The organism is Pseudoalteromonas ostreae, from assembly GCF_018069805.1.
In the GTDB taxonomy this organism is placed as follows: Bacteria; Pseudomonadota; Gammaproteobacteria; order Enterobacterales; family Alteromonadaceae; genus Pseudoalteromonas; species Pseudoalteromonas ostreae.
On record NZ_JAGPYN010000001.1, the window covers coordinates 163,398 to 188,301 of the forward strand.

Genomic DNA, 24,904 nt, shown 5'->3' on the forward strand with positions numbered 1-24,904 from the left:
TTAGCATGTATCAAGGAAGTTGTTTGTGTAACAAGGTCACAGTGCAAATTGATGGCCCGATCCAGAGCATTATTCATTGCCACTGCTCGTTGTGTCGTAAAGCCAGTGGCACTGCATTTGCTACTAACGGGTTTATTAATCGTGCTGATTTTAAAGTAATCAAAGGCAATGAGTGGTTAAGCAGCTTTGAATTTAAACCAGGGCGTATCCGCTATTTTTGTAGTGCATGCGGTAGCCCAATTTACAGTGAAAACCTTGATGATATAAGCAGACTAAGGTTGCGTCTGGGTATACTCGATAGTGATATTACAGAGCGGCCAATTAGTCATAATTTTGTCAGCTCAAAAGCGAATTGGGAGCAAATAAATGCTGATATCCCTCACTATGATGGTTTTGAACCGACACGCTAAGGTCGTTGGCTGGTAGTGTTATTTATTATAAGTAAACTGGCAAATAGTCTGTGCCGCAACTCTCTGTTGCTTTTAAAGCAGTTGTTTCCCAGTACTTGTTTATTGGTACTGAGCCGCAGTTATAAATTGTTCAAAACTTTCACACCACACAACCACAGTGTTAAAGCGTGCAATATTAATATCGGCAGGCACCTTAATTATAAAACCATCGAATGTATTTACGCTTGCAACCCGTGTCATTGTGCCTTTATAGGCTAAAAAATCGGCTTCATTATCAATAAAGCGATTAGCTAAATAAAGCTGGTAATCTGGGCCAGGGCTCAAGGTGCCATCAAAAGAGATCATTGCATTGGTTAGTCTTACTTGGCCGATACCATAATGCAAAGCATCGGAGCCTGGCAGATCTGCTTTGAATTCACCACTATAAAGTGCTTGTTGTGCATGTGTAGCCAACTCAAGCTTGCTGGGAGAGGGAGGAGCCGTTAAAATTGGCAGTGTGTATAACCCCGCAACAAAGCCAACACAAAATATCATCAGATAAACGGCCACCTGCCACAATTTTCGTATCATAGTAAGACCTTACTTATAAAATATTCAGTATATTGGGCAAAACAAGCGTATGCCTTATTTTATAGTTATAAGCTAGCTTACAAAATCGGATTGGGCGAGCTTGATAGTCGTTTAAATATGTATAGATAAACGATTGTTGTTGCAATTATGTAACGTTTTAAGTATGGCGTGTTTGTGCTATTGTTGAGACGGATTCTAATTAGTTGAGTGCGTATGAGGGAGCATAAAGAAAATAGTCAGTTAAAGCCAAGTGTGTGGATAAAAGATAATCTAGTCATTTTTTATGGTGCATCAATTGACGTAAAGAAACATCGGCATCATTCTATTCAGCTCGTTTGGACTACAAAAGCAAAAAAAGTCAACTGCCTCTACTCTGGTGGCACTTTGACTGGAAGTTTTATTATTGGTTCGCAGGTTGAACACCAGCTTCAGTTAGAAGAAGGGTGGATATTACTCGTTGAGCCAACGAGTATCTTAGGCATGCATTTAGATCGATTGTTAAGTAATGCAGAAGTTTTAATGCTAAATGATATACTCATTGGCTGTGAGAAACCTAGCAAACCGATTTTAGAGCCCCTACCAATTGTTAATCTTTTGTTTTCAAGTTTGGGGGTTGATTTTGATTGTTCAATTAATGTGGATAAAATTACTGACAAACGGATATTAAGTCTAATTGCAAAAATGAATTTATGTTTACTTGGTACTTGCCAAAAGCCAGCAAGTTGGCGTGCAGCAGATGTTGCATCAGACCTATATTTATCAGAAAGTCGATTTTTACACCTATTTCGTTCACAAGTTGGCGTTGCATGGCGACCATATTTACGTTGGCGGCGTTTGACATGTGCTAGCCATGCATTACTACAAGGCATGTCAGCAACAGATGCTGCATACACTGCTGGCTTTTCAGATCTTGCTCATCTGAGTCGAACCTTTCAATCGATGTTTGGTTTATCGATTGTTCAAGCAAAGGAGGTATTTTTTAAAAGTTAGCTAGTTTGTACAAGCCGTAATTTAACAGTTCATTATAATCATATTATCTTTTAGTTAAATTATAATGAAAAATATGAACTTACATAATACCTTAATTCAATCCGGCCTTGATCCTGTAAAAGTCGCTCTGTCATCAGTAAAACAGCTTTACGCGATGACAGAACCGCAATTATTGGATTTTAAGTTTGCGCTGATTGCGCAATCATTTAATTTTCATTACAGCAATAATCCCTTTTACCGTAAAGCATGCGAGGATAAAAATATATCTTCCGCAACAATTAGTACCCCTGCCGACTTAATAAAAATTCCATTGCTCCCAATTCATTTATTTAAAGCAAATGATAATTACAAGTTGCTTTCAAAAAACCTGAATAGTATTGAGCTTGAGATGCGTAGTACAGGTACGTCAGGGATCCCAAGTGTGTCTCGCCGTTGCAGCGAAACCGTAGATAATGTGATTTTGGGTATCTATGCTATGTATAGAGAGTTTTTCGAGATATCTAAAGGTGCGGGTCTATATTTATGTCCGTCTAATGAAGAGATCCCTGAAATGGGCATGATCAAAGCCCTAAATTTAATGGCGGGAATGTTAGATACGCATAAATTTATGGTTAAAAATGAAACGTTTATCCCAGAAGATGCGTTAGAGCAGCTAGCAAGGTGGGAGAATAATTTCGATCGTCATATTATTGGACCTCCGTTTCTTATTAATCGTTTTATTCGTTTTTTAAAAGCAACAGATACTCGACTGAAATTAGATAAAAACACGTTAATTATTACCTTAGGCGGTTGGAAGCGATTTAGCGGTGAGATACTGTCACGTAAAGAATTTAACCAAGAGTGTGTTGAATACTTAGGTGTGGATCCGCGTCAGATCCGCGATATTTATGCTTTAGTAGAATCAAACGTTGTTGCGATTGACGATGAACGTGGCGTCAAACATGTATCACCTTATATCCACTTTTCTGTGCGAGATCCAAAAAATCTAGATCAAGAGGTAGCAGTTGGTGAAGTTGGCCAATTAGCGATACTCGATCCGTTAGCGTGTTCAACACCTGGTTTTATTTTAACCGAAGATTTAGTGCGATTATTGCCCAAACAGGAGGGGGATGAACGAAGTGGTCAGCGGGTTGAATATGTAATGCGGTTGCCTGAATCAACTGAGTTTGGCTGCTGTGCAGTGAATTTAGATAAACAACTTGATAATAATGAAGACAGTCATGCTAATGCGTGTCCTGTGATTGTTTAAATGCATTTTAAATAGGTAACATCATGTATAACCAAATCATTATTGATAATTTCTCTAACCCGCAGCATACCGGAAATTTAGAACTTGCAGATTATGAAATTGAGATCGGTAACCCTGTTTGTGGTGATCGGATCAAAATACAATTGTTAACCCACGATAACTTTATCGATAAAGCGGTATTTAAGGCGTGGGGCTGTGCAACATCGATAGCAACGGCCAATATTTTTTGTGATTCAGTATGTGGTCAGCCAATCAATTCGATTACCCAGCGCAGCGCAGAACACCTTGCGCAGATGCTGGGAGAGCTTGAACCTTCTCAACATCATTGTTTACACATTTTAACGCAATTACATGAGAAGTTGGCTGCTTTGTTAAAGGCTGGGGTTGTTTAGTATGAAGACTGAGCATATTTCAGGTTATTTTGATTATAATGCGACTACGCCGATCTCAGATGAGGTTGCAAAGTCGATGATTTCTGCGATCGGTCAGTTTGCTAATCCATCAAGTAGTAATAACTATTCACAGCTGGCAAAAACGGTGGTGAGTCATGCTCGCGAAAATGTTGCTAAGTTACTCAATGTAAAAGCACCCAATATATTTTTTACTTCTGGTGGTACGGAAGCAAATAATTGGGCAATTAAAGGTGTACTGTCAAAACATAGTGATCAACCCGGACATATTATTACCAGTGCTATTGAACATGCTTCTGTACATGATCCGATAAAGTATTGCATTCAACAGCTAGGTTATGAAGTGACTTATCTTAAGCCAGATAGCAGTGGTGCAATTAACGTCGCAGATCTTAAAGGTGCAATTCGCGCTAATACGCAATTAATATCGGTTATGTATGCAAACAATGAAACTGGGGTGATCCAACCTATTTCAGCGATAGCTAAAATTGCACATGAACACAGTATACCAATGCATGTTGATGCTGTGCAGCTTGTAGGAAAGCAGCATTTAGATGTTACCGCTTTAAATGTTGATTATTTATCCTTGTCTGCCCATAAATTTTATGGTCCAAAAGGAATTGGCTGCTTATATATTAAGGACATATCAAGCATAGATCCATTGATACATGGTGGCGGCCAAGAGTCAGCAATGCGTTCAGGTACAGAGAATGTAATGGCAATTGCGGGTTTATCGAAAGCGGCAGAAGAAGCACAGCAGGCAATTGAGCAATGGAATAAAGAATATTGGTCATATAAACAGCACATGATTGCTTTGCTAAACGCAGCACCTATTAAAGTGAAATTTAATGGTGCGACCAACTACATTGATGCATTGCCAAATACATTAAATATTACTATCGAAGGGATCCGCGCTGAAGCACTTGCGGCGCGGATGGAGATGCTCCATCACACTATTATCTCCATAGGATCTGCATGTAGTAACAATAAAACTAAAAAAGCTTCGCATGTTTTAACTGCAATGGGATTAAATGAAGTAGATATCCAAGCTTCAATCAGAGTCAGTTTTGGACGTTTTACCTCATTGTCTGCCATAGAAATGTTCGTACAAGCGCTGGTTGCTGAGACGCAGGTTTTACTGTCAATAAGTGAGAGTGGTATATGCAAAAGCAATTAACTAATACGACTTTATTTATGGACGCAATTCGTAAGTATGCTGAGGTTCAGCCAGATCATTTAGCCTGTGTGTTTCAGCCTCGTGCAATTGACACCGCACAACAGCTGAGTTATCAGCAGTTATATCAACAGATTGAGGCTAGATCACAACTGATGGTCTCGTTAGGTTATCACAATAAAGTGGTAGCCTTACTGTATCCCTCAGGCCTTGATTTTGTCATAAACTTCTTAGCGTGTCTAAATAGTGGCGTGATTGCCGTACCATTAAACGTAACTCGCAATGCCAAACAGTTAGAAAGGACCATCGATATAATTGAGAATGCTAACGTCTGCGCTATTCTCACTACCGAAGACACTAAGATACAGCTGTGCGACCAACTTCAGGAGATTGTTGATGGGCGTAAGCATAATTTTGCTTGGCTCACAGAGCAAAATGAAACAACACTTAGTCAGAGTTTATCAGTAGTTAAAGCCAGCGATATTGCTTTTATTCAATACACCTCGGGGTCAACAAGTAGCCCCAAAGGGGTGATGGTCAGCCATAGTAATATCGTTGATAACATGAAAGCGATAGAACTTTCATGTGGCTTACAAAAGGGCGTCGTATTAGGTGGTTGGTTACCACAATTTCACGACATGGGGTTAATTGGTCATATGCTTAGCCCGCTATACCTTGGTGGAACGTATATCTTTATGCCACCTATGAATTTTATTCAACGGCCCAGTCGTTGGTTGCAGTTAATTTCTCATTATCGAATTTTTTGCTCTGCGGCACCTAATTTTGGCTATGAGCACTGTGTAAAATTAATAAGTGACAGAGAAGACTTAACCGATCTTGATTTGAGCTGTTGGAAAGTCGCGTTAAATGGCTCTGAGCCTGTTAGTGCAAAAACGATGGCTGCGTTCGCACAGAAATTTTCGCCTTACGGGTTTAATGTTCAGTCTTTTTTTCCAAGTTATGGCATGGCGGAGACAACGCTATTAGTTTCTGGTGGCCCACTACAAAGTGGCATATCGGTGTTAAACCTTGATAAAGATAGTTTATCAAAAGGCCTAGTAACTCAGGCACAGGTAGGTGTGGATATTGTGTGTTGTGGTGAGATTTCACCACATTTCACCTTGAAAATCGTTGATCCAGACACTTTGCAAGAATGTTCAAAAAATCAGGTGGGTGAAATTTGGTTAAATGGTGACTCGGTTGCACAGGGCTATTTAAATAACCCTGTGCGTACCAAGACTGACTTTCAAGCTATGCTCGCATCAGATAATGCCAAACAATATCTTAGAACTGGAGATTTAGGGTTTGTAGTGAATAATCAGTTGTATGTTACCGGTAGGATCAAAGAAGTATTGATTATTCGCGGCCGTAACTTATACCCATACGATATAGAGAGAACATGTAACAGCTATCCTTATGCGAATGGTGGTAATGGGACCTCTGTGTTTACCTATCAGTGTGGCACTGAAACAAAGCTTGGAGCTATCGTAGAAATCAATAAGCGTTTTTTAGCAACAATTGATGAGCAAGTAATGACGCAAGATATTAATGCATTAGTATTTGCCCAGCATGAAATTTCATTCGATAAATTATTAGTTACTCGTCCGGGGACTATTCCAAAAACAACCAGTGGTAAAGTTAAACGGGCAGCATGCGCTACATTAATTTAATGATATGAAAATAAAGGATTAATCATGAATAAATCATTTTGTAAGAACACCCTAATCAACGATATATCGGATTACATAGTAATGCGGATAGAGGGCAATAACGGTGAGATTCAGCGGGATATATCTTTTTCGCGATTGGGGCTCGACTCCGCAGGACATGTGCAGATCAGCGCTATTATAGAAGATCATATGCAAATTGATGTTTCCCCGACAGTAGCGTTTGATCATCCAACAATTAATTCATTAATCAAGTATATAGATGAGTTGACGATAGCACACATCGAAGAGGCTGAGCTGTAAATGTTAACCTTTGATACGGTGATCATTGGCGCAGGACAGTTTGGCTTATACACTGCTAAACAGCTGCAAGATAAACATATTTCTTATCTTTTACTGGAACAGCAAAGCGTCGGTTATACATGGGCAAAGAGATTAGACGGCATGTGTTTATTCACTTCCCGACAGTTTAGTCAGCTCCCAGGGCTTGCCTTCGAGGGGGAGTCTGAGGGACTTCCAGATACACAAGAGATGGCGCAGTATTTACAACTTTATGCCGAAACGTTTGCATTAAATGTTCGTGAAAATGCTGAAGTTGTTAGCTTAGTTAAACAAGCTCAGCTGTTTTTGCTGACATTACGAAATGGTGAACAGATCCAAGCCCGTTCAGTGATCAATACCACAGGTGCTAATCAAATAAGCCATATTCCAGCCATCAGCAAGCACTTACCAGAGACGATAACTCAACTAAGTTCTCAATTATCTTCTTTAGCATTAGTACCTGATAAAAGTAACGTTTTAGTGGTAGGCGGTGGTGCATCAGGGCGACAAATTGCTAGTGGTTTAGCAAAACGCTGCAGCGTTACTTTAGCCGTTGGCAAGCAAAGAGGATTACCCCCAACTCATATTTTGGGGAGAAATATATTCTGGTGGTTAACTAAGCTTAGGGTGGTGTGGGCTAGCGAGAACAGCTTTATTGCCAAATTACTGAAAAAGCGCGATCCAGTTCCCTGTGCTGACGCTAATAATAGGCAATTGCAAACGAAAGGAGTGACAATTCGCTCACGTTTAGTTGGCTATGCAAATGGTAAATTGCAATTCCACGATGGTGAATTAGACAAGGTCGATGTAATTATTTGGGCGACTGGGTATAAAGATAACACTCAATGGCTGAATATCACATCCGCAGTGGATGAACATGGCTTTATTCATAATCAAGGTGAAACACCAGTGGCTGGGCTGTTTATTATTGGTCGCAAATGGTTCAGTTGTCGTGCATCTGAGCTAATTTTAGGGGTGCCAAAAGACGTTGCCATCGTTATCCCTAAGCTCGAAAATTACCTCAACAAGGCAAAGGAATTAGCATGAAAGAAAGTCGCGTGATCAGGCTACTTGATTCAACAGTCAGTCGTTGGCTGCTGTTTATTACGTTAGCAATAACCCTTGTATCGATTATTGGTTTAAAAAATATGGGATTGTCGAGTAATTACAAAATATTCTTTGACGATACTGATCGTGATCTTCAGACGCTAGAACAAATGGAAACAACTTATAGTACGACTGATAATATTTTTATAATGGTTAGGTCAAAAAATTCAGACGTTTATAATGTTAAGACCCTTAATTTAGTGTTTGCGCTTACTGAACAACTTTGGACTGTTGACCATGTTAGTCGGGTTGATTCGCTGGCTAACTTTATGTTTAGCCAAGCTGATGGTGATGACATTTTAATTGAAGAGTTTATCTATGATGCGAGCCAAATAACCACTGAATATGCTCAATCTATTAAGCTTGCAGCTTCACAAGAAAAAGATTTAGTTGGTAACTTAGTTACGGCTAATGGCATGTTTACAGCAATTAATGTAACAGCAACATTACCTGGATTAGATCACAAAACCGAAACGTTGGCACTCACCTCCGGTGTTGAAGCACTTTTGGCAAATATGCAGCGTGACTATCCTGAGCATGAATTTGCGACCACAGGATTAGTCACTATGAATAGTGCGTTTTTCAAAGCGGCAAAAAGTGACTTTACCGTGCTGATCCCTATCATGATTGTATTTGTGTTGGTTGCAGCAGGGGTTATTTTAGGCTCAATAGGGGCTTCTCTGTGCATTTTAGTTGTGTTGCTTTCGTCGTTATTGGCTGCACTTGGACTTGCTGGTTGGCTCAATATTAACTTATCAGCGCCTTCTATTTCCGCACCTATAATCATGTTTACGGTGATAGTGGCATCCAGTATTCATATTATTAGCTATGTTAAAAGGCAGCTACTCGAAGGCAGCTCACAATACAATGCTATCTTGCTATCATATCAACATAACGCCAAACCCATCATTGTTAGCCATTTAACAACCATAGTGGGCTTTTTAGCAATGAACAGTTCTGACTCCCCACCATTTAGAGACTTAGGTAATATAGTTGCGTTTGGGGTGATTTTCTCATTGTTATTGTCATTTACTTTATTACCAGCGATGCTATTTAAAGTTAAGTTATCAACTTCTAAGAGCAATATGCTCAATTTATTTAGCAATATGGATCGCTTTACGCATGTTCTTTTAAAAATGAAAAAACCAATCCTGTATATTTTAGTTCCGTTTTGCTTTTTAATCTCATTCCTTGGTTTTTTAAATGAAAGGAATGATGACTTAATTAAATATTTTAATGAGTCTGTTGAGTTTAGAAAACAGTCGGAAACGGTTGATAAACAGTTCTCGGGTTTATATAACATTGGTTATTCATTAGAGACAACAAGTAAAGACGGTATTTTCTCAATTAAATATTTAAAGTTTATTGAGCAGTTTGATAGCTGGCTTATTGATCAACCAGAAGTGATAGTCACTACCAGCCCGTTACATAGAATGAAGCAACTAAACCGCTTAATGAACGGGGATGATGCATCTTATTATCGTCTAGCTGATAACGCAACAATGGCGACCCAGCATTTTTTACTTTATGAAATGTCATTGCCGTTTGGTAGGGATATCAATGATATGGTCAGTTTCGATAAATCAGCCATGAAGTTAACCGCAAGGCTACATAACAGTAGCTCAGTGGCGATGATTGATTTTGAAATTAAAGTAAAAAAATGGCTAGACAAGAACAAACCTGATTATATAACGTACAGCTATTCCAGCCCTTCACTTATTTTTTCACATATCGGACAAAGCAATATTATTAGTTTATTAAAAGGGGCTTTTATTGCGTTTATTGTAATTTCGATTGCTTTATCAATCGTTTTCAGATCTGTGTATATTGGCTTATTAACATTAATTCCAAATCTACTTCCTGTTGGTATGGCCTTTGGCTTTTGGTATTGCATTGAAGGGCAAATATCGATGGGGCTGGCAGGAGTATCTGCAATGGCAATCGGGATCATCGTCGATGATACCGTGCACTTCCTTTACCAGTATATTAATGGTTTAAAACGAGGTCTCTCGCCGCAACAAAGTATTCAATTTACCTTTGAACGTACTATGGGTGCCATAGTGATCAGCTCTATCTTATTAATGATAGGCTTTTTATTACTGGCTACATCATCATTTGAAAAAAATGCCCAAATGGGGTTATTAACAAGCGTGACAATTATGTTGGCATTATTGTTTGATTTAATTGTGTTACCGGTTCTAGCGATGAAGTTTATTCGCACAACACCAATTTCATCTTTACAGAAAAACTCAAGGAGTACATCTTATGAAATATCTTAATGGATTTTTGATTTTATCTATTTCGTTAACAAGCTGTTTAGCCACTCAAGCATATGCAACAAAGAGCCCGAGTGAGCAAGGTTTTGCCGTCGCCAGTGCACTTGATGCGCGTGACCTTGGTTTTCAAGATAGTCGTTCTAATATTGTGATGATATTAAAAGATGGCATGGGGTCGCAAACCAAAAGAGAGTTAGAAGTTACTATTCTTGAAAATCATCAAGAAGGTGATAAATCACTGATAAAGTTTCAATTTCCTATTGATATAAAAGGCACTGCTTTATTAACTCATCCACAAAAAGTGGGCACTGATGAGCAGTGGCTGTACTTGCCAGTGGTAAACCGAACAAAGCGTATTTCTTCACGCAATAAGTCAGGTGCCTTTATGGGGAGTGAGTTTTCATTTGAAGATATGACGAGTAAAAGGCTTGAAGATTATACATACAATTATGTAAGTGAACAGGCGTGTAATAATGGACATGCTCAATGCGATGTAATAGAACGCTCACCTATAGATAAGCACTCAGGTTATAGCAAGCAAAGGTTATGGGTGGACAAAAAGGATAAAAAAGTATTCAAAATTGAATTTTATGATCGCAAAAAATCACTGTTAAAAGTGATGACAGCCAGTCAGTTCAAATTGTACGATAATAAATATTGGCGTGCCGCTAATGTTGAAATGAAAAATGTACAAACAAATAAAGCCACGACGCTGCTGTACAATTCAATAACGTTTTCGTTGGGTTTAACGGGCGATGATTTCCATCGTAGCGTGTTAGGTGAGTAAATTATCATTTTTTATATCGAGAGCTTTGAAATTACACACACTGTTCTCACTTTGTTGCCTTGGCTTGTTTGGTACTGTTTTTCCCGTAGCAGCGACTAGCTTTTTTGACTCAGCCAGTGTTGATCTTGCTGCAACTGCGCGTTATTACGTTCACGAAAAAGATCGAAATAAAACCGTAAACAATCAATTTAGTCATGGTGTTAAAGGTGAGTTTAAATTCAATAAAAGTAGCCGTGGAGTAAAGTTTAATACTCATCTTTTTGCTAATTGGGATAGTGCTGATGAACCACGCCGGTATTATGATTTTAGAGAAGCAAACGTTTATGTTAGCCAGGATAATTTGAAATTTGGTTTAGGGGTGGATACTTTTTTTTGGGGAGTATCAGAGTCGATCAATATTGCCAATGTACTCAATCAAGCAGATATAATGGAAAGCATTGATGGCAAGGTAAAGCTTGGACAAACGTTTGTATCGCTAAGTAATCGCGTTAAAAATGGCTACATTAGTGTTTACTACTTACCAGTGTTTCGAGAACAAGCCTATCCTGAGCGACCAGTCTATGGCTTGCCAGTGTCTGAGTATGCATTATTTGAGAAGGATAAAAAAAATGGGGGAATAGCCGCGCGAGGGCTTTTCTACATTGATGAATTTGAGTTTGCATTATCTTTTTTTAAAGGGACAAGACGTTCCCCGCTGTTGTTGCAATCAGTCGCAAATTTATCAGTACGGTCACCTTACTATCTACAAACAGAAAATTTCATATTTGATGGGGTTTACCTACTCGATGATTTTACAGTTAAATTGGAATTGAAAACGGGTAAAGAACTTGAGCATGGCTTTACAGCATCTAATTTAGGCCTTGAATACCCAAGTTATGCTTTTTCTGAGTATATTGAAGAGGTCATTTTTATCGCAGAATACGTATTTGATGATAGAGGCGAGCAAGGAGAGAGTCATGGTCAAAATGATATTTTTCTTGGCACTAAGTTTGATTTTGGCCATAGTAATCAAGGTAGTGTACGTTTTTTATATAGCTATGATTTTGATTTTAAAAGCGAGTATGCTGAATTAAGCTATGAGTATCGATTGAGTGATTATTTTCGATTTAAGAGTAAATTTACCAAAGTGCTAAGTGCACCTATGGAAGATAAGCGTCTATTTGCATTGTCTGATGAAGAGTTTTTTAAACTAAGCATACATTATGCTTTTTAGTTTGTTGATATTTAAGGTAAATATTTTAATTGTACAGATTTACTAGTTAAAATTCAGCGTTAATTGTGAATCACTCTAAAGTGGGGAGAGTTTCAGCAACAACGAGGCCTTAACAGCACAAGGATATAGAGATTACCTATGGGATCGGATGTTACTGGGGCCGGTTAGTGAAGGTGAGAGATTACTTCATTAGCATATGCAACGCTAATAGATACTTAAGGCATAATACCTCGAACACCCATAAGTCAGACAAAACTTTATTACTGAGTTGTAACTTAAAAGTTTATGACACTACATTTTTATAATTTATTGAAAAAAATATTATAAAAACGTAGAGGCTTTTGAATTACGCATTATACTTGTAAATATTAAAGATGCAGCTTTGGAATACTATGTTAAATAATTATTTAGTCCGCTCCCGTTTGATCGTGCTCGCTCTTTTGCCCATTATCATATTTACGATTACTGCCATATATTCAATTAGTACTATGGGGGGGTTAGTCAAGGGAATTGACAGTTTATATGATCACCGTGTCGTACCATTGATACAGATAAAAACAGTGTCAGATAACTACGCAGTTAATATAGTTGATTTGCTCCATAAATTTAGAGCGGGGACTGTAAGCCAAAGTGATTTATTAGCAGCAGTGCAACAGTCTCAAAATACCGCCGATAAAGAATGGAATGCTTACCTTAGTACAGACTTAACCAGTAAAGAAAAAAGCTTAGTTAATATTGTTGAGCAAAAACTTAAGCCAGTTCAAGCGTACCTAAAAAACGTGTTGAATAAAATACGCAATGGGGATTTTCAGTCCCTCCCTCAAAAGCAGTTTGTTACTGATCTATATAATGTATTTGATCCATTAAGCGCAAGCTATCAAGATATAATAGAACTGCAACTAAATGAAGCGAATCACTTCAAGAAACAAGCAGACGAAAACTTTGTGCTAGTGAGCCAGGTGATGAAAATATCAGTAGCACTGTTGATTTTTTTACTGTTAGCTATAGCTTATTTTATTTACCGTTCTATTCAAAATCCATTGATAGCGCTGCGCGATAGCATTGCGGAAATTGCAAATAATGCTGACTTACGAATACGAGCTAATGTACTTGGCGAAGATGAAATTGCAGATACTGCGCGTAACTTTAATAATATGTTGTCACGTATTCATACCTTAGTAACCGACATGTCTGGGGCGACGTTGACCTTATCTTCTGCGGCAGAAGAAATGAACTCAATTAGTGATCAAGTTGCCTCAACAGCAACAGAGCAAGAGCAACAGTCGGCAATGATTGCAACAGCTATTACACAAATGAGTAGTGCGATTGAACAAGTGGCACAAAGTGCGATGGCGACATCAGAAAAAGCTACTAATGCAGATGGTAAAGCACAGCAAGGGCAGCAAGCCGTTGCTGATAATATTAGCTCAATCCAAACTTTATCTAAGTTAGTAAATGCCAATACACAGTTAATAAACGACCTTAATACACAAACAAATGATATAAATCAGGTCGTAATGATGATCCAAGGTGTCGCTGAGCAAACAAACTTACTGGCTTTAAATGCTGCGATTGAAGCAGCAAGAGCTGGAGATTCCGGGCGTGGCTTCGCTGTTGTTGCTGATGAGGTAAGGCAACTTGCTCATAATACCCAAAAAGCCACAGCGAGCATTAATGAAATGATCAACAAACTACAAGGTATGGCTCAACAAGCTGTTGTTGCTATGGGCAACGCCGAAAGTAGTGCTCAAGAAAGTGTTGATCATGCGCAATATTCATCACAAGTTTTAACTGAAATAAACCAAGAGGTAACCGAAATTGCTGGTATGAATACTCAAGTGTCAACAGCCACAGAAGAGCAGAAAATGGTTGCCAATGAATTAAGTAGTAATATCAACGAGTTTAGTTCTAGTATTACATCAGTGAGTGAAAGTTCACAGCAAAACGCGCAAGCATCACAAGAATTGGCGTTACTCGCTAGCAGGTTACAGCAACAAGTTAATGAGTTTAAAATATAACTGAGTATCCCTTGTCATTAATAGAGTATAAATGACAATATACAGTCTAAATTTGTAAGCTTTTACACGATTTGGCTCAGCGTAACTTTTTGACAATATCAGCAAAAACAATAAGCTGCTCGACTCTTCTCATAAATAAAATCATTGTTATATGGCTGCATGTTTTGCTGTGCAGCTACAATCCACATGTTATAGGCTTTGTGGATCGAAATTGAATCAGCCATGATCACTTAGGATTACGCTTGGTTTGTGGGCATAAATAAGCCGCAATATTAGTCACTCTGTAGTGCTTCAATGGGATCAAGTTGCGATGCTTTAATTGCCGGGTATACACCAAAAATAAGGCCAACTAACGCACAAATACTAAACGACAGCACAATGGCGGTCATTGACCACGATACCGCCCACTGCGAGTACATTGAGATAATTTCAGACAAACCAATACCAAATACCACACCCAATAAGCCACCTAAAATAGAAATGGTAAAGCTCTCGGCAATAAATTGTATCCGAATGTCTTTTTGTGTCGCACCAATAGCACGCAGTAAGCCAATTTCTTTCGTGCGCTCAAGCACCGTCGCCAGCATGATATTCATAATACCGATACCGCCGACCAACAAGGAGATACCTGCCACGCAGGACATCACAATATTAAATATTTGCTGAGTTTGTTTTTGTTGAGCTAATAATGCAGCAGGAATAACTAATTCAAAATCATCAATATCACTGTGACGATTTTGCAGTAAATGCTCCAGTGCTTGTGCGGCAACAATTGGATCAACCGATTTATCAATGGCTAGTTTCAAGCTGCTGACTTCACTATCAAGTAAGCCACTTTCAAAGCGGTGTAATGCAGTACTAAGTGGAATAAATACTTGGTTTTGTTCGTTACCGAGTTTGACTCCTTGAAATTCTTTTTTCTTTAAATAAGGCGCTTGTAAAATACCGACTACTTTAAACCATAAGTGATTAATTTTTATTTGTTGACCGAGTGCATCACCTAACGGAAATAGTTGCTTGGCCGTATTTGCGCCAAGCATTGCCACTTGAGCAAACCGTTGTTGATCGTTTTTATTTAACATACGCCCAGCAAATAGTTGAAAATGTGACAGCTGAAAATAATTCGCGCTTACACCTACGGCATTGGCGTCACTGTTATTGTATTGGCTAAAAATATGATACGTCTCGATGGTTTTTTGTGCGGTAAAATCGGTAACAAAAGGCAGCGAGTCGTGGGCAACTTGGGCATCACGCAGGCTTAAACCGGCCGAATGCTTACGCTGCTCTTTGAGTTCTTTTTCATCGAACTCTTTGCCATTAACAATCAAATTATATAACCCCATAGAGTCAATCATTTTCATGGCTTCACGTTCAGCACCTTCACCAATATTGAGCATCGCAATGACGGCACCGACACCAAATATCATCCCTAATAAAGTCAGTAAAGTACGTAACTTATGCTGCGCAAGCTCTAAGGCGGTGTCGATAAATAAAGTTAAATATTTCATCAGATGTCCTTTATATCAATCAGTGAGATCACATCATTAGCAGCTAAACCCGCGAGGATCTCTACATGACTAAGGTTATGTTTGCCTAATGAAACGGCCTTTTTGACAAATTCGCCAGCTTCTTCAACATAAACATAATGCGCATTTTGTTCGGTAAAAACACTTTGTTTGGGTACCACTAAGCGCTCACTTTGCGGCGTCACTAAAATAGTCGCATTGAGTTTTAAGCCCGGACGTAGAGCATCATTTTGCTGATTTATCGTTGCTTTTAGCTCGTAAAATTTTTGTGGATCGCCGCGTTTTATTGACTTAGGAAACGGCGATACTTCAATTAACTCGCCACTAAATGGCTGCTCAGGCAGCGCAATAAGTTTGAATGTAAGTGACTGACCGACTGCTAAATCGATTGCTTCACGTTCAGACACATATAACATCAACTGCATTTGGCTAACATCAGGCAGTGCTGCTATTTTTTGACCAGGCCATAAAGATTCACCCGCTCGCGGTTTTTCGCCGCGCCAATTCGTACTATGGGTTAATAAGCCATCGTGAGGGGCGATGATCTCAAGCAATGATAGGTTAGTGTTCAACGTTGCTAATTTTTGTTTGTATTGGTCTTCTTTCATTTTTAATAACATCAACTCCCCAGTGGCACTTTGCTCAAAACGGCCAGTTTGCCAGTCGTAGTAGTCATGTTTTGCATTTAAAAACTCAACATTTTGTTGTGACTCTAAAATATCTAATTTAGAGCGAATGCGTTCATCTTCAATTGAGTAATCTTCGGCAAATTGCTTTTCTTCATTAACCAATACAATATCGTGTTCTAAAATAGTTTTATCTTTATCTATTTCTCCTGATTTTTGTGCTAAATCTTGCGCAGCTAACGCCGCTTGGTTGGTGTTCTTTTGGCTTTGCCGGCGCATTTGTTCGCCATCAAAACGAGCAATCACCTGACCTTTTTTAACTTGGCTATATTCTGGCATTAACCACGCTAAAGTTTGTGGCCCACGGCTTGATGCTGGCGCAACAATTAGGGTTTCATTTGCTGCGATCAAATGCCCTTTGGCTTCAACCTCAGTTTTAAAACTGTGTTCACTAACCGTATAAGTAAGCGCGTTTTGAATTTCATGTTCTTCTGAACAACCGCTGATAAATAAAGCCGTAACCATTAAGCTCAGTGCAAAACACGTTTTCATAATTTTACCTCGTCGCCTAATTGTAGGCCGCTTTTAACTACGGCGAGATTATCGGTAAAGTGACTTATCTCTATAAATTGTTTGTTATGTTCAGTGGTTGCAACATAGGGACCTTGTTGATCATATTGCAAACTGGTTAAAGGAATACTTAATACCTGAGGTAGGCGAGCTGTGGTGATCTCTAAGCGCGCAGTAAGTCCTGGGCGAATAACACTGGTGTCAATATTATCAATACTAACAATGGCATCCACAATCCGACGCTTATCTTGATATGACTTTTCTCTAAATACACGACCTAAACTCTTTATTTTCCCTGATACAACTAGTTCGCTACTGCCATCAATGGTTATTTTAACTGTTTGCCCAGGGGCAATTTTACCGCTGTCGGGTTCATCGATTTGTGCTTTTACTTGCATATTTTTAAGTACAGCAAGCTCAATAACAGGCTGACCAAATTGCACACTTTCACCAATGGATGACTTTTCACCTTCATAATTGGTTTTATAAATTACCAGCCCATCAATTGGGGCTTTTACCTTAAGACGTTCAATATCTTGTAAATACCCGTCTACCTCACTTTGCAGCCGTGCAACTTTGCTTTGCACCATTTTTAAGTTTAGTTCTTTGCTCTGTTGCTGAAACGTTTGCTTACTTTTAGCAAGTGTTAGATCGTTGTTTGCAATAGTAAAATCAATTTGTGACTTTTTACGTTCAACTTCAGAGCGAGATTGATCAATAATCTCTGCTTTGCGTTTAGCTTTATCGTAGTTCATTTTCATTTCGGCAACGCTGAGGGTCAGTTCTTGCTCTTTGATAAGTTCTTTATTTTTCGCATTTTCGAGCTGTTTTTTTGCTCGCTCTAATGAAGATTGTTTGTCGATTAGCTTATCGCGAACTTGTTTGTCGTCAAACGATACCACCACTTGGCCTTTTTTAACTTGGGTGTTTTCCGCTAGCATAGTCTTAATTTGGTATTGCCACATACGAGCAACCGACGGTGGGGCTATGATCGCACTGGTTGATGACTCCAGTTCGCCATTGGCATTAACCGTGATAGCAATATCACTGTTTTTCACCAGATAATGTTGTTGCTTATCGTCATTACATGCAGTTAATAGCAACATACTCAATATTATGCATAAAACGTTATGATTCATCAGAGTCTTCTCCGATTGTTAATTTTGCACTCATGCCGGGTAACAGTTTTAAGTTCTGAGCGTTAAAGTTAAAGCGAGTTCTAAAGTAGGCATCTTTGCCCCACTGAAGGCGTTCTTCTGGCTGAGTTGAAATTTCGCTTAAAGTGGCATTGAGCGGCTGTTGTAAATAGGCGTCAAATAACAATTGCGCTTGTTGGCCAAGTTGTAAATGTTGATAATCAATTTCGTGTACCCAGGCTTCAATGTAGAGCTCACTCATGGCCGGTATTTCGACAATTTTCCAGCCTGGTTGGGCTGTCATACCAACAAATGCTTTTTCGCCATTCCACGGATGGTTTGCATACAAAACGGGCCCTGTACGCTGTGCCTTAATGCTCATACTTGCCAGTTGCGCTTTATTGTATGCAAGGTCTGTTTTTAGTTGTTCAATAGTCAGTAACTGCTTATTGCGCGCAACGGTATTTTCAGTTTTAACTTGGCTGAGTTCTTCGGATGATTTTTGTTTATTGATCAGGGCTTTTTCAAGTTCGAGCTGATTTTTTTGATAATCATAGGTACTTAAGTTAGCGTGTGGAATAGCGGCATCAATACGGGCACGCGCTAGTAAAAGCTCAGTGCGCTTAAAGTTAAACTCAGCTTCTATTTGTTTTTCTTGATTGCTAGTGGTGATCCTAAGCAGCTCTTCTTCGGCGGCCTCTAAACTTACTTCATCTTGTTCAATTTCACTGGCAATCGAGCCGCTATCAAACACCACAACAACATCATCTTGTTGCGCTATTTCGCCTTCTTTCATCATCCATTGCACTTGTACTCGCCAATTGTCTGATTTTGGAGCATAAAAAATTTGCTTATCGCTGGCTTTTAGCTCACCGCTGAGTAACAAACTTTGCGCATTGCTTGAGAAAGCTAAGCTGCAAAGTAATAATCCTAAACAGGCTTTGAAACATTGACTTTTTAACATCCGCTATCCTCTATGACTATGCCATCTTTCATCCGAATAATTCGCTTAGCATAAGCAGCAATATCTTCTTCATGGGTTACCATGACCAAAGTATGCCCTTGTTGGTGGAGTGAGCAAAGCAACTGCATAATTTCATGAGACGTTTTACTATCGAGGTTACCCGTTGGTTCATCAGCAAAAATGACTTTTGGCTCGTTTACTAATGCTCTGGCAATAGCAACTCGTTGCCGCTGACCACCGGACATTTCAAAGGGTTTATGGTGTGCGCGATTTTGCAAGCCAACCTTATCCAGCATCGCCATAGCGCGCTCACTGGCTTGCTGTTTTGGGGTGTCGGTATAGCGCAGCGGCAAAGCCACATTTTCTTGAGCACTAAGGCGAGTTAATAAGTGAAAGGTTTGAAATATAAAGCCAATTTTTTTATTGCGGATAGCCGACAAGCTTTCGTCATCTATTTCTTTAATACTTTCGCCAGAGAGCAAATAACTGCCTGAGGTTGATGTATCGAGACACCCAAGAATATTCATTAAAGTCGACTTCCCTGAACCAGAAGCGCCCATTACGGCTACAAACTCACCTTCTTGAATATGCAATGAAACATTACTTAATGCAATGACTTGTGTTTCGCCTGCGCCATAAGTACGGCAAAGATTTTCGACCCTGATCATACAGTTACTTGTGTTTTTATTATTACGTAGCGGGTTAAAATAGCGAGTTTTATAATGAGAAACAAGTCTAAATCAGGTGGTTGAAAATTCGCCTGTTTGTGGCTTTTAACTGCTTTAACATTTAAATGACAATTAAATCATTATTAGCTAACAACCGTATGGTTTTACAGTTGGTTTGTTACGTTTTAGCTAATAATTGTGCGGTGTTAGTGAGTGTTTTTTGTTACAAAAAAGCCAAGTGATTCAATAAAGAATAACTTGGCGGGTTTTTATAGTAAAAAATTATAAAAAATATTCAGAGCATCATACTCACATCGGCTAAATTGCTGCAACCCACATAACGCCGACTTCTTTTTTTACCACTTTTACATGGGTGCCGGCATTCAGTGGTTGCTGGCTTTTCAGTTTCCAGGTTATTCCAGAGTACGAGTGAGTTGTAAGGCCTAACTCATTAACGTCATTAGTAAGCACAAAATCAAGCTCAGCAAAGTCACTTTTTACATCTTTGTTGTCTACGTTTTCTTGCATACGTTTTAGCGGCTTCCACAATAATAATGCGCAAGCAGCAGTGATTAGCGTGTTACTCCAAAGTGCAGTGGTGAGTGATGCATCTAATAAACCAAAGTTCATCATTAAGCCAGTAGCAAATAAAGAGATACCTAAAAACAACAATATAAACGTAGACATACCCAGTACAGCTACTTCTATTATCAGCGCTAATACACCTAATATCATTAGCGATTGCGGTAAATTATCAATAATAAACTGCATACTTCGCTCCTTTACAATTAACCTTTTTGCTTGGTATTTAAGGTATTAATAATTGACATCGCTTGTGCCACCATGGCGCTGGTATCTGTACCGTTATCGGGTAATAAAACAACTGACGATTCTTTAGCAATGGCTTGTTTTGCGGCAATGGCTTTTGAGGCAAGGTCTAACTGAATGGCTTTTTGACCTTGTTCAGTATCAGCTGCTTCACCTACTTTACGCAGTGCATCAGCTTGTGCTTCGGCTACGGCAATAATGGCTTTAGCTTCACCTTCTGCACGCAGGATTTGCTCGGCTTTTTCAGCTTCTGCGGCCAGTACCTGGGCTTGCTTTTTACCTTCAGCGACGTTGATATTTGCTTGTCTGTCGCCTTCAGACTCTAATATTTGTGCGCGTTTCACACGTTCCGCTTTCATTTGCGCTTCCATCGCTTCCATTACAGATTGCGGTGGCACAATGTCTTTAATTTCATAACGCAACACCTGAATACCCCAAGGCTCAGCCGCTTGGTTAATCGCTGCGACAATATTGGTATTGAGTAAATCACGCTCTTCAAAGGTTTTATCAAGCTCCATTTTACCCAGCTCTGAACGCATCGTTGTTTGTGACAGCTGGGTTACCGCAAATACATAATCATCAACGCCATAAGTGGCTTTGTAAGGGTCAAGTACACGGAAATACAGCACACCATCAACAATCAGAGAGATGTTGTCTTTGGTGATTGCAGATTGCGAAGGGACATCTTGTGCTTGCTCTTTTAAGCTACGATCAGCGGCAATACGATCAACAAATGGCACAATAAAGTTTAAACCGGCTTCCTTAGTTGATTGGTATTTACCAAAACGCTCGATTAACCAAGCACGGTTTTGTGGTACAAACTTAACACTGCTTTTAAGCAGCACTAAAACAAAAATGAGTAAAAACGCTTCAACAGTAAATAACATGTTGAGAATTTGCGCGATAGGGTCCATAGATACTCTCCTAAATAGTGGCCAACATGGCGTGTCACCGATTTATTTATGCATTAACGTGACAAAAGCTAGATTACCACTGTGAGACTAACCGGCCTAGCGATAATTGGTGACAAAGTATGTCAATAAATATTTGCGAATGATTTTGAAGGTTCATTTTTAAATGACTATAGCTGTCGTGTTATTCTAAGGGAAAATATTTTTATAGATAGGCTGTCATAAAACCAAACACAACTTTTTTACAAAATGTAAAACAACCAACTGGGGCTGAGCCAGTATCAGAGTTAGAACGATTATGGCAGCGCATAGAAAAACACACTAAGCGTAACACTAATTTTGATACTAAAAAGCAAGGCTTATATACTCAGTTCAAAGAGCAAGTAGAGCCGCACGAGCAGTATCAAGCACAGATGATTGCACAGCAGATAGCACAGACGACCCCTTTAATGCAGACGATGCGCAAAGCAATGATGATGAAGATTGGGATGACTTTTTTGACCAATATGCACAGTTTGATCGTGATGAAATTAAACAACAAAGGACCGATGCAAAACTAGAAAAGCTATTTATAAGCTATTGCACAACCGTAAAAGTACTCAAAGAAGAACTAAACGATCGGATTTTAGATAAACGCCATATGCCCATGGCATTAGAGGCCGCGCTCGAAAGTATGTTTGATTTTTGATCTAAAACAAGCCGTGCAAGTAGAAAAGGAATTCTGCTTGTAATCAATGGTTTTTCTGATAACTTGGCATAATAATAAAAACAATAGTGCAGGGAACGCATGGTTGACACACCCGATCAAAATAGCCATCCAGTTAACTACAATATCCAACAACGCTTTCATTTTATTGAGCTCATTATTCAATGGGAAGGACGCCTGACAACCAATCATTTGCAGCAGCATTTTGGTATAAGTCGCTCGCATTTTTTCTTACTTTTGGAATCGATTTGAATGGATGACTTCAATCTCTGTAATTTAAATACAAAAGCAATACAAAAAATTGCAATTGCTCATCCAAGCTTTGATGCTTCACAGCATCAATCAGTAAAGTTGCATCTATATTCTGTTAGTAAAATAGCAGCAAATATTGCTAAAAAATTTAATTGTGAAGGTGCAGGGGCATTAATAGGTCTGCTGCATGATTTTGGAAAATATAGCGATGCATTTCAGCGTTATATGCAGATAATTATTAATGAACAATCAGAATGTTATGACCTTGATTTAGATGGAATAAGCTCTAAACAATTAAAAGGCTCTATTGATCACTCCACTGCGGGAGCCCAATGGATAGCTAAAGCACTTCAAGCCCACCTATCATCTGTTTGTAAAGAAGATCCAAGTGTACAAATGTATGCATTGGCTATTTTGCAAATACTTAGTTTATGCGTAGTGTCGCATCATAGTGGTTTAATAAATAATCTGCCTGAGCCGACAGGCGGCTTTGCAAAACGAATGTTGAAAAGTGAAGAAGAAGCGCATTTTAATGAGTGTGTAAAAAATGCGGATGTTACCGTCATTGAAAAAGCGCAGCAACTAGCGACAAAGTCCTTTTTACTTAAAACCAGTATCCAGTTAAAAGTACTACTCGGCGAATATAGCTTAAGCGTCGTAGAGCATGACTTTTATCTAGGCATGTACACTAAATTATTGTTTAGTAGTTTGATAGATGCTGACAGAATCGACAGTGCTGATTTCGAAAACCCTGATAATAAACCTGAGCGTAATCAAGTGGCTGATTGGAAGAAGGCTTGCAAAAAAATTGAGCGTTTTGTAGCGCAGTTTTCAGCTGATGGACCGATTGATGCTATACGTGCAGACATATCTAATAACTGTCTCACTCGTGCACAGGATCCACAGGGTATATTTAGTCTAACAGTGCCCACTGGAGGTGGTAAAACATATGCCAGCCTTCGCTTTGCATTACACCATGCCAAAAAATATAATCTTGATCGCATTATTTACATTATTCCTTTTACCTCCATCATCGAACAAAATGCCGATGCAATACGCAAGGTGCTTGATGACGAAAATAAGCAAAGTTGGGTATTAGAGCATCACTCAAACTTAGAGCCCGAAGTACAAACTTGGCGCTCTAAGTTAGCTGCTGAAAACTGGGATCGGCCAATTGTGCTGACTACCATGGTGCAGTTTTTAGAAAGTACATTCGGCAGTGGTACACGAGGAGCAAGAAGATTCCACCAAATGAGTAATGCAGTCTTGGTATTTGATGAAATACAAACGTTACCTATTCGCTGTGTGCATTTATTTAATAATACAATAAATTATTTGACACGATTTTGTAAAACAACCGCGGTGATGTGCACTGCTACTCAGCCTTTACTTCACCAGCTTCCTAATGAAAAAGCAATGTTGGGGCAATTAGCATTAACGCCTGCTAACGAATTAACACCTGATATCACTACCCTTTATAACGTACTTGAACGTGTACAAGTAACAAACTTAACCCGTGATAGCGGCTGGAGTGAAAGTGATTTAACACAATTGATTGCTGAACAACTACAAATTGTGTCAAGTTGCCTTGTTATTGTTAATACTAAAGACTGGGCAAAACGCCTTTTTATGGCATTAAAAGTACAGGTTGATGAGCAAGTCAAAGTGTACCACTTGAGTACGGGCATGTGTGCTGCGCACCGAAAAGCACTTTTAAGTGATGTGAAAGCAAGGCTGGCAAATGGCTTGCCAACGTTGTGTATTAGTACCCAATTAATTGAAGCCGGTGTTGATGTTGATTTTTCTTGTGTGGTGCGCTTTATGGCAGGGCTTGATTCAATCGCTCAAGCAGCAGGGCGTTGTAATCGTCATGGTTTTCGTGATAGCGCCAAAGTGATAGTGGTAAACCCTGAACAAGAAAATATCGGCATGCTACACGACATAAAAACCGGGATTGACGCAACGAAACGTATATTTGACGAGTTTGATGAAACCCAGTTACTTTCTCCCCAAGCAATGACTCGTTACTTTGAATATTATTTTTATGAACGTGCCGGTGAGATGCCATACAACATCACAAAATCAGGGCTTACCAAAGGCACACAAACCTTGTTAGACCTTTTAAGCCGTAATAAAAATAATATTAGTAACTCACCATTGCCATTAAAACATGCGTTTATGGATGCCGCAAAAGCGTTTAAAGCGATTGATGCACCAAGCCATTCAGTGATCGTACCTTATAACGAAGAAGCTAAAAGTATCATTACAGAGTTATGCGCGCTCGATACCCGCTTTAATGCCGCTGAATACCGAGCACTATTGAAACGCAGTCAAAAATACAGCGTCAATTTATTTCCTAATGTATGGGCTAAGCTGGTGGATATGCAGGCTGTTTATCCGATTGGTGAAGACGAACAAGTATATTATTTGTTAGATGAGTTTTACAGCGGTGACTTCGGTTTAAGTGCAGAAGTGAGTAACACGCAACAGGATCTAATTTTATAAAGGACAGGCAGAATTGCTTG

General features: G+C 39.2%; 22 protein-coding genes. 14 read left to right on the plus strand and 8 right to left on the minus strand.

Annotation, left to right across the window (positions count from 1 at the left end):
- Nucleotides 1-5: 5 nt before the first annotated feature.
- Nucleotides 6-410 (plus strand): GFA family protein, encoded by a 405-nt coding sequence (locus J7338_RS00650; protein WP_182761423.1) that lies wholly within the window; start codon nucleotides 6-8, stop codon nucleotides 408-410.
- Nucleotides 411-509: 99 nt separating this feature from the next.
- On the opposite strand, the gene J7338_RS00655 is transcribed toward J7338_RS00650, so the two are convergent.
- Nucleotides 510-980 (minus strand): DM13 domain-containing protein, encoded by a 471-nt coding sequence (locus J7338_RS00655; protein WP_210794629.1) that lies wholly within the window; start codon nucleotides 978-980, stop codon nucleotides 510-512.
- A gap of 213 nt (nucleotides 981-1,193) precedes the next feature.
- On the opposite strand from J7338_RS00655, the gene J7338_RS00660 reads away from it, so the two are divergent.
- The 11 genes from J7338_RS00660 to J7338_RS00710 all read left to right on the plus strand — a co-directional run bounded on the left by J7338_RS00660 (nucleotide 1,194) and on the right by J7338_RS00710 (nucleotide 14,192).
- Nucleotides 1,194-1,970, plus strand: coding sequence for a helix-turn-helix domain-containing protein (locus tag J7338_RS00660; protein WP_210794630.1), 777 nt, complete (start codon nucleotides 1,194-1,196; stop codon nucleotides 1,968-1,970).
- A 73-nt stretch (nucleotides 1,971-2,043) separates the two neighbouring features.
- Nucleotides 2,044-3,219 (plus strand): LuxE/PaaK family acyltransferase, encoded by a 1,176-nt coding sequence (locus J7338_RS00665; RefSeq protein WP_210794632.1) that lies wholly within the window; start codon nucleotides 2,044-2,046, stop codon nucleotides 3,217-3,219.
- 23 nt (nucleotides 3,220-3,242) lie between these two features.
- Nucleotides 3,243-3,611, plus strand: coding sequence for an iron-sulfur cluster assembly scaffold protein (locus J7338_RS00670; RefSeq protein ID WP_210794634.1), 369 nt, complete (start codon nucleotides 3,243-3,245; stop codon nucleotides 3,609-3,611).
- Between the two features lies 1 nt (nucleotide 3,612).
- Complete coding sequence (locus J7338_RS00675) at nucleotides 3,613-4,806, plus strand: cysteine desulfurase family protein (protein WP_210794636.1); 1,194 nt, start codon at nucleotides 3,613-3,615, stop codon at nucleotides 4,804-4,806.
- Complete coding sequence (locus J7338_RS00680; RefSeq protein ID WP_210794638.1) at nucleotides 4,791-6,473, plus strand: fatty acyl-AMP ligase; 1,683 nt, start codon at nucleotides 4,791-4,793, stop codon at nucleotides 6,471-6,473. Before J7338_RS00675 ends, J7338_RS00680 begins: the two co-directional genes overlap by 16 nt.
- 24 nt (nucleotides 6,474-6,497) lie before the next feature.
- On the plus strand, nucleotides 6,498-6,773 hold the full coding sequence (locus J7338_RS00685; RefSeq protein WP_210794639.1) for an acyl carrier protein: 276 nt from the start codon (nucleotides 6,498-6,500) through the stop codon (nucleotides 6,771-6,773).
- On the plus strand, nucleotides 6,774-7,838 hold the full coding sequence (locus J7338_RS00690) for a flavin-containing monooxygenase (RefSeq protein WP_210794641.1): 1,065 nt from the start codon (nucleotides 6,774-6,776) through the stop codon (nucleotides 7,836-7,838).
- Complete coding sequence (locus J7338_RS00695; RefSeq protein WP_210794643.1) at nucleotides 7,835-10,177, plus strand: efflux RND transporter permease subunit; 2,343 nt, start codon at nucleotides 7,835-7,837, stop codon at nucleotides 10,175-10,177. Before J7338_RS00690 ends, J7338_RS00695 begins: the two co-directional genes overlap by 4 nt.
- Complete coding sequence (locus J7338_RS00700) at nucleotides 10,164-10,961, plus strand: outer membrane lipoprotein-sorting protein (RefSeq protein WP_210794645.1); 798 nt, start codon at nucleotides 10,164-10,166, stop codon at nucleotides 10,959-10,961. Before J7338_RS00695 ends, J7338_RS00700 begins: the two co-directional genes overlap by 14 nt.
- A gap of 25 nt (nucleotides 10,962-10,986) precedes the next feature.
- Nucleotides 10,987-12,174, plus strand: a complete 1,188-nt coding sequence (locus tag J7338_RS00705) for a hypothetical protein (protein WP_210794647.1) — start codon at nucleotides 10,987-10,989, stop codon at nucleotides 12,172-12,174.
- A 392-nt stretch (nucleotides 12,175-12,566) separates the two neighbouring features.
- The gene (locus J7338_RS00710; RefSeq protein WP_210794649.1) at nucleotides 12,567-14,192 is read left to right on the plus strand and encodes a methyl-accepting chemotaxis protein; all 1,626 of its coding nucleotides are present in this window, start codon (nucleotides 12,567-12,569) and stop codon (nucleotides 14,190-14,192) included.
- A 272-nt stretch (nucleotides 14,193-14,464) separates the two neighbouring features.
- On the opposite strand, the gene J7338_RS00715 is transcribed toward J7338_RS00710, so the two are convergent.
- The 7 genes from J7338_RS00715 to J7338_RS00745 form a co-directional block, all read right to left on the minus strand.
- Complete coding sequence (locus J7338_RS00715) at nucleotides 14,465-15,700, minus strand: ABC transporter permease (protein WP_210794651.1); 1,236 nt, start codon at nucleotides 15,698-15,700, stop codon at nucleotides 14,465-14,467.
- Nucleotides 15,700-16,896: an efflux RND transporter periplasmic adaptor subunit gene (locus J7338_RS00720; protein WP_210794653.1), complete on the minus strand. Its 1,197-nt coding sequence runs from the start codon at nucleotides 16,894-16,896 to the stop codon at nucleotides 15,700-15,702. Before J7338_RS00720 ends, J7338_RS00715 begins: the two co-directional genes overlap by 1 nt.
- Complete coding sequence (locus J7338_RS00725; protein WP_210794655.1) at nucleotides 16,893-18,053, minus strand: efflux RND transporter periplasmic adaptor subunit; 1,161 nt, start codon at nucleotides 18,051-18,053, stop codon at nucleotides 16,893-16,895. The genes J7338_RS00720 and J7338_RS00725 overlap by 4 nt, the downstream gene beginning before the upstream one ends.
- Nucleotides 18,043-19,014 carry an HlyD family secretion protein gene (locus tag J7338_RS00730; RefSeq protein WP_210794658.1) on the minus strand — a complete coding sequence of 324 codons (972 nt, stop codon included), beginning with the start codon at nucleotides 19,012-19,014 and terminating at the stop codon, nucleotides 18,043-18,045. The genes J7338_RS00725 and J7338_RS00730 overlap by 11 nt, the downstream gene beginning before the upstream one ends.
- Nucleotides 19,008-19,682 (minus strand): ABC transporter ATP-binding protein, encoded by a 675-nt coding sequence (locus tag J7338_RS00735; RefSeq protein WP_210794660.1) that lies wholly within the window; start codon nucleotides 19,680-19,682, stop codon nucleotides 19,008-19,010. The genes J7338_RS00730 and J7338_RS00735 overlap by 7 nt, the downstream gene beginning before the upstream one ends.
- A gap of 318 nt (nucleotides 19,683-20,000) precedes the next feature.
- Nucleotides 20,001-20,453 (minus strand): NfeD family protein, encoded by a 453-nt coding sequence (locus tag J7338_RS00740; RefSeq protein WP_210794662.1) that lies wholly within the window; start codon nucleotides 20,451-20,453, stop codon nucleotides 20,001-20,003.
- 17 nt (nucleotides 20,454-20,470) lie between these two features.
- Entirely contained in the window at nucleotides 20,471-21,424 is a 954-nt protein-coding gene (locus tag J7338_RS00745; protein WP_210794664.1) for an SPFH domain-containing protein, read from the minus strand.
- Between the two features lie 784 nt (nucleotides 21,425-22,208).
- On the opposite strand from J7338_RS00745, the gene J7338_RS21180 reads away from it, so the two are divergent.
- On the plus strand, nucleotides 22,209-22,379 hold the full coding sequence (locus J7338_RS21180) for a BrxR family helix-turn-helix transcriptional regulator (protein ID WP_477742914.1): 171 nt from the start codon (nucleotides 22,209-22,211) through the stop codon (nucleotides 22,377-22,379).
- Nucleotides 22,380-24,884: a CRISPR-associated helicase Cas3' gene (cas3, locus tag J7338_RS00750; RefSeq protein WP_210794666.1), complete on the plus strand. Its 2,505-nt coding sequence runs from the start codon at nucleotides 22,380-22,382 to the stop codon at nucleotides 24,882-24,884. It begins immediately after the preceding gene.
- Nucleotides 24,885-24,904 lie beyond the last annotated feature (20 nt).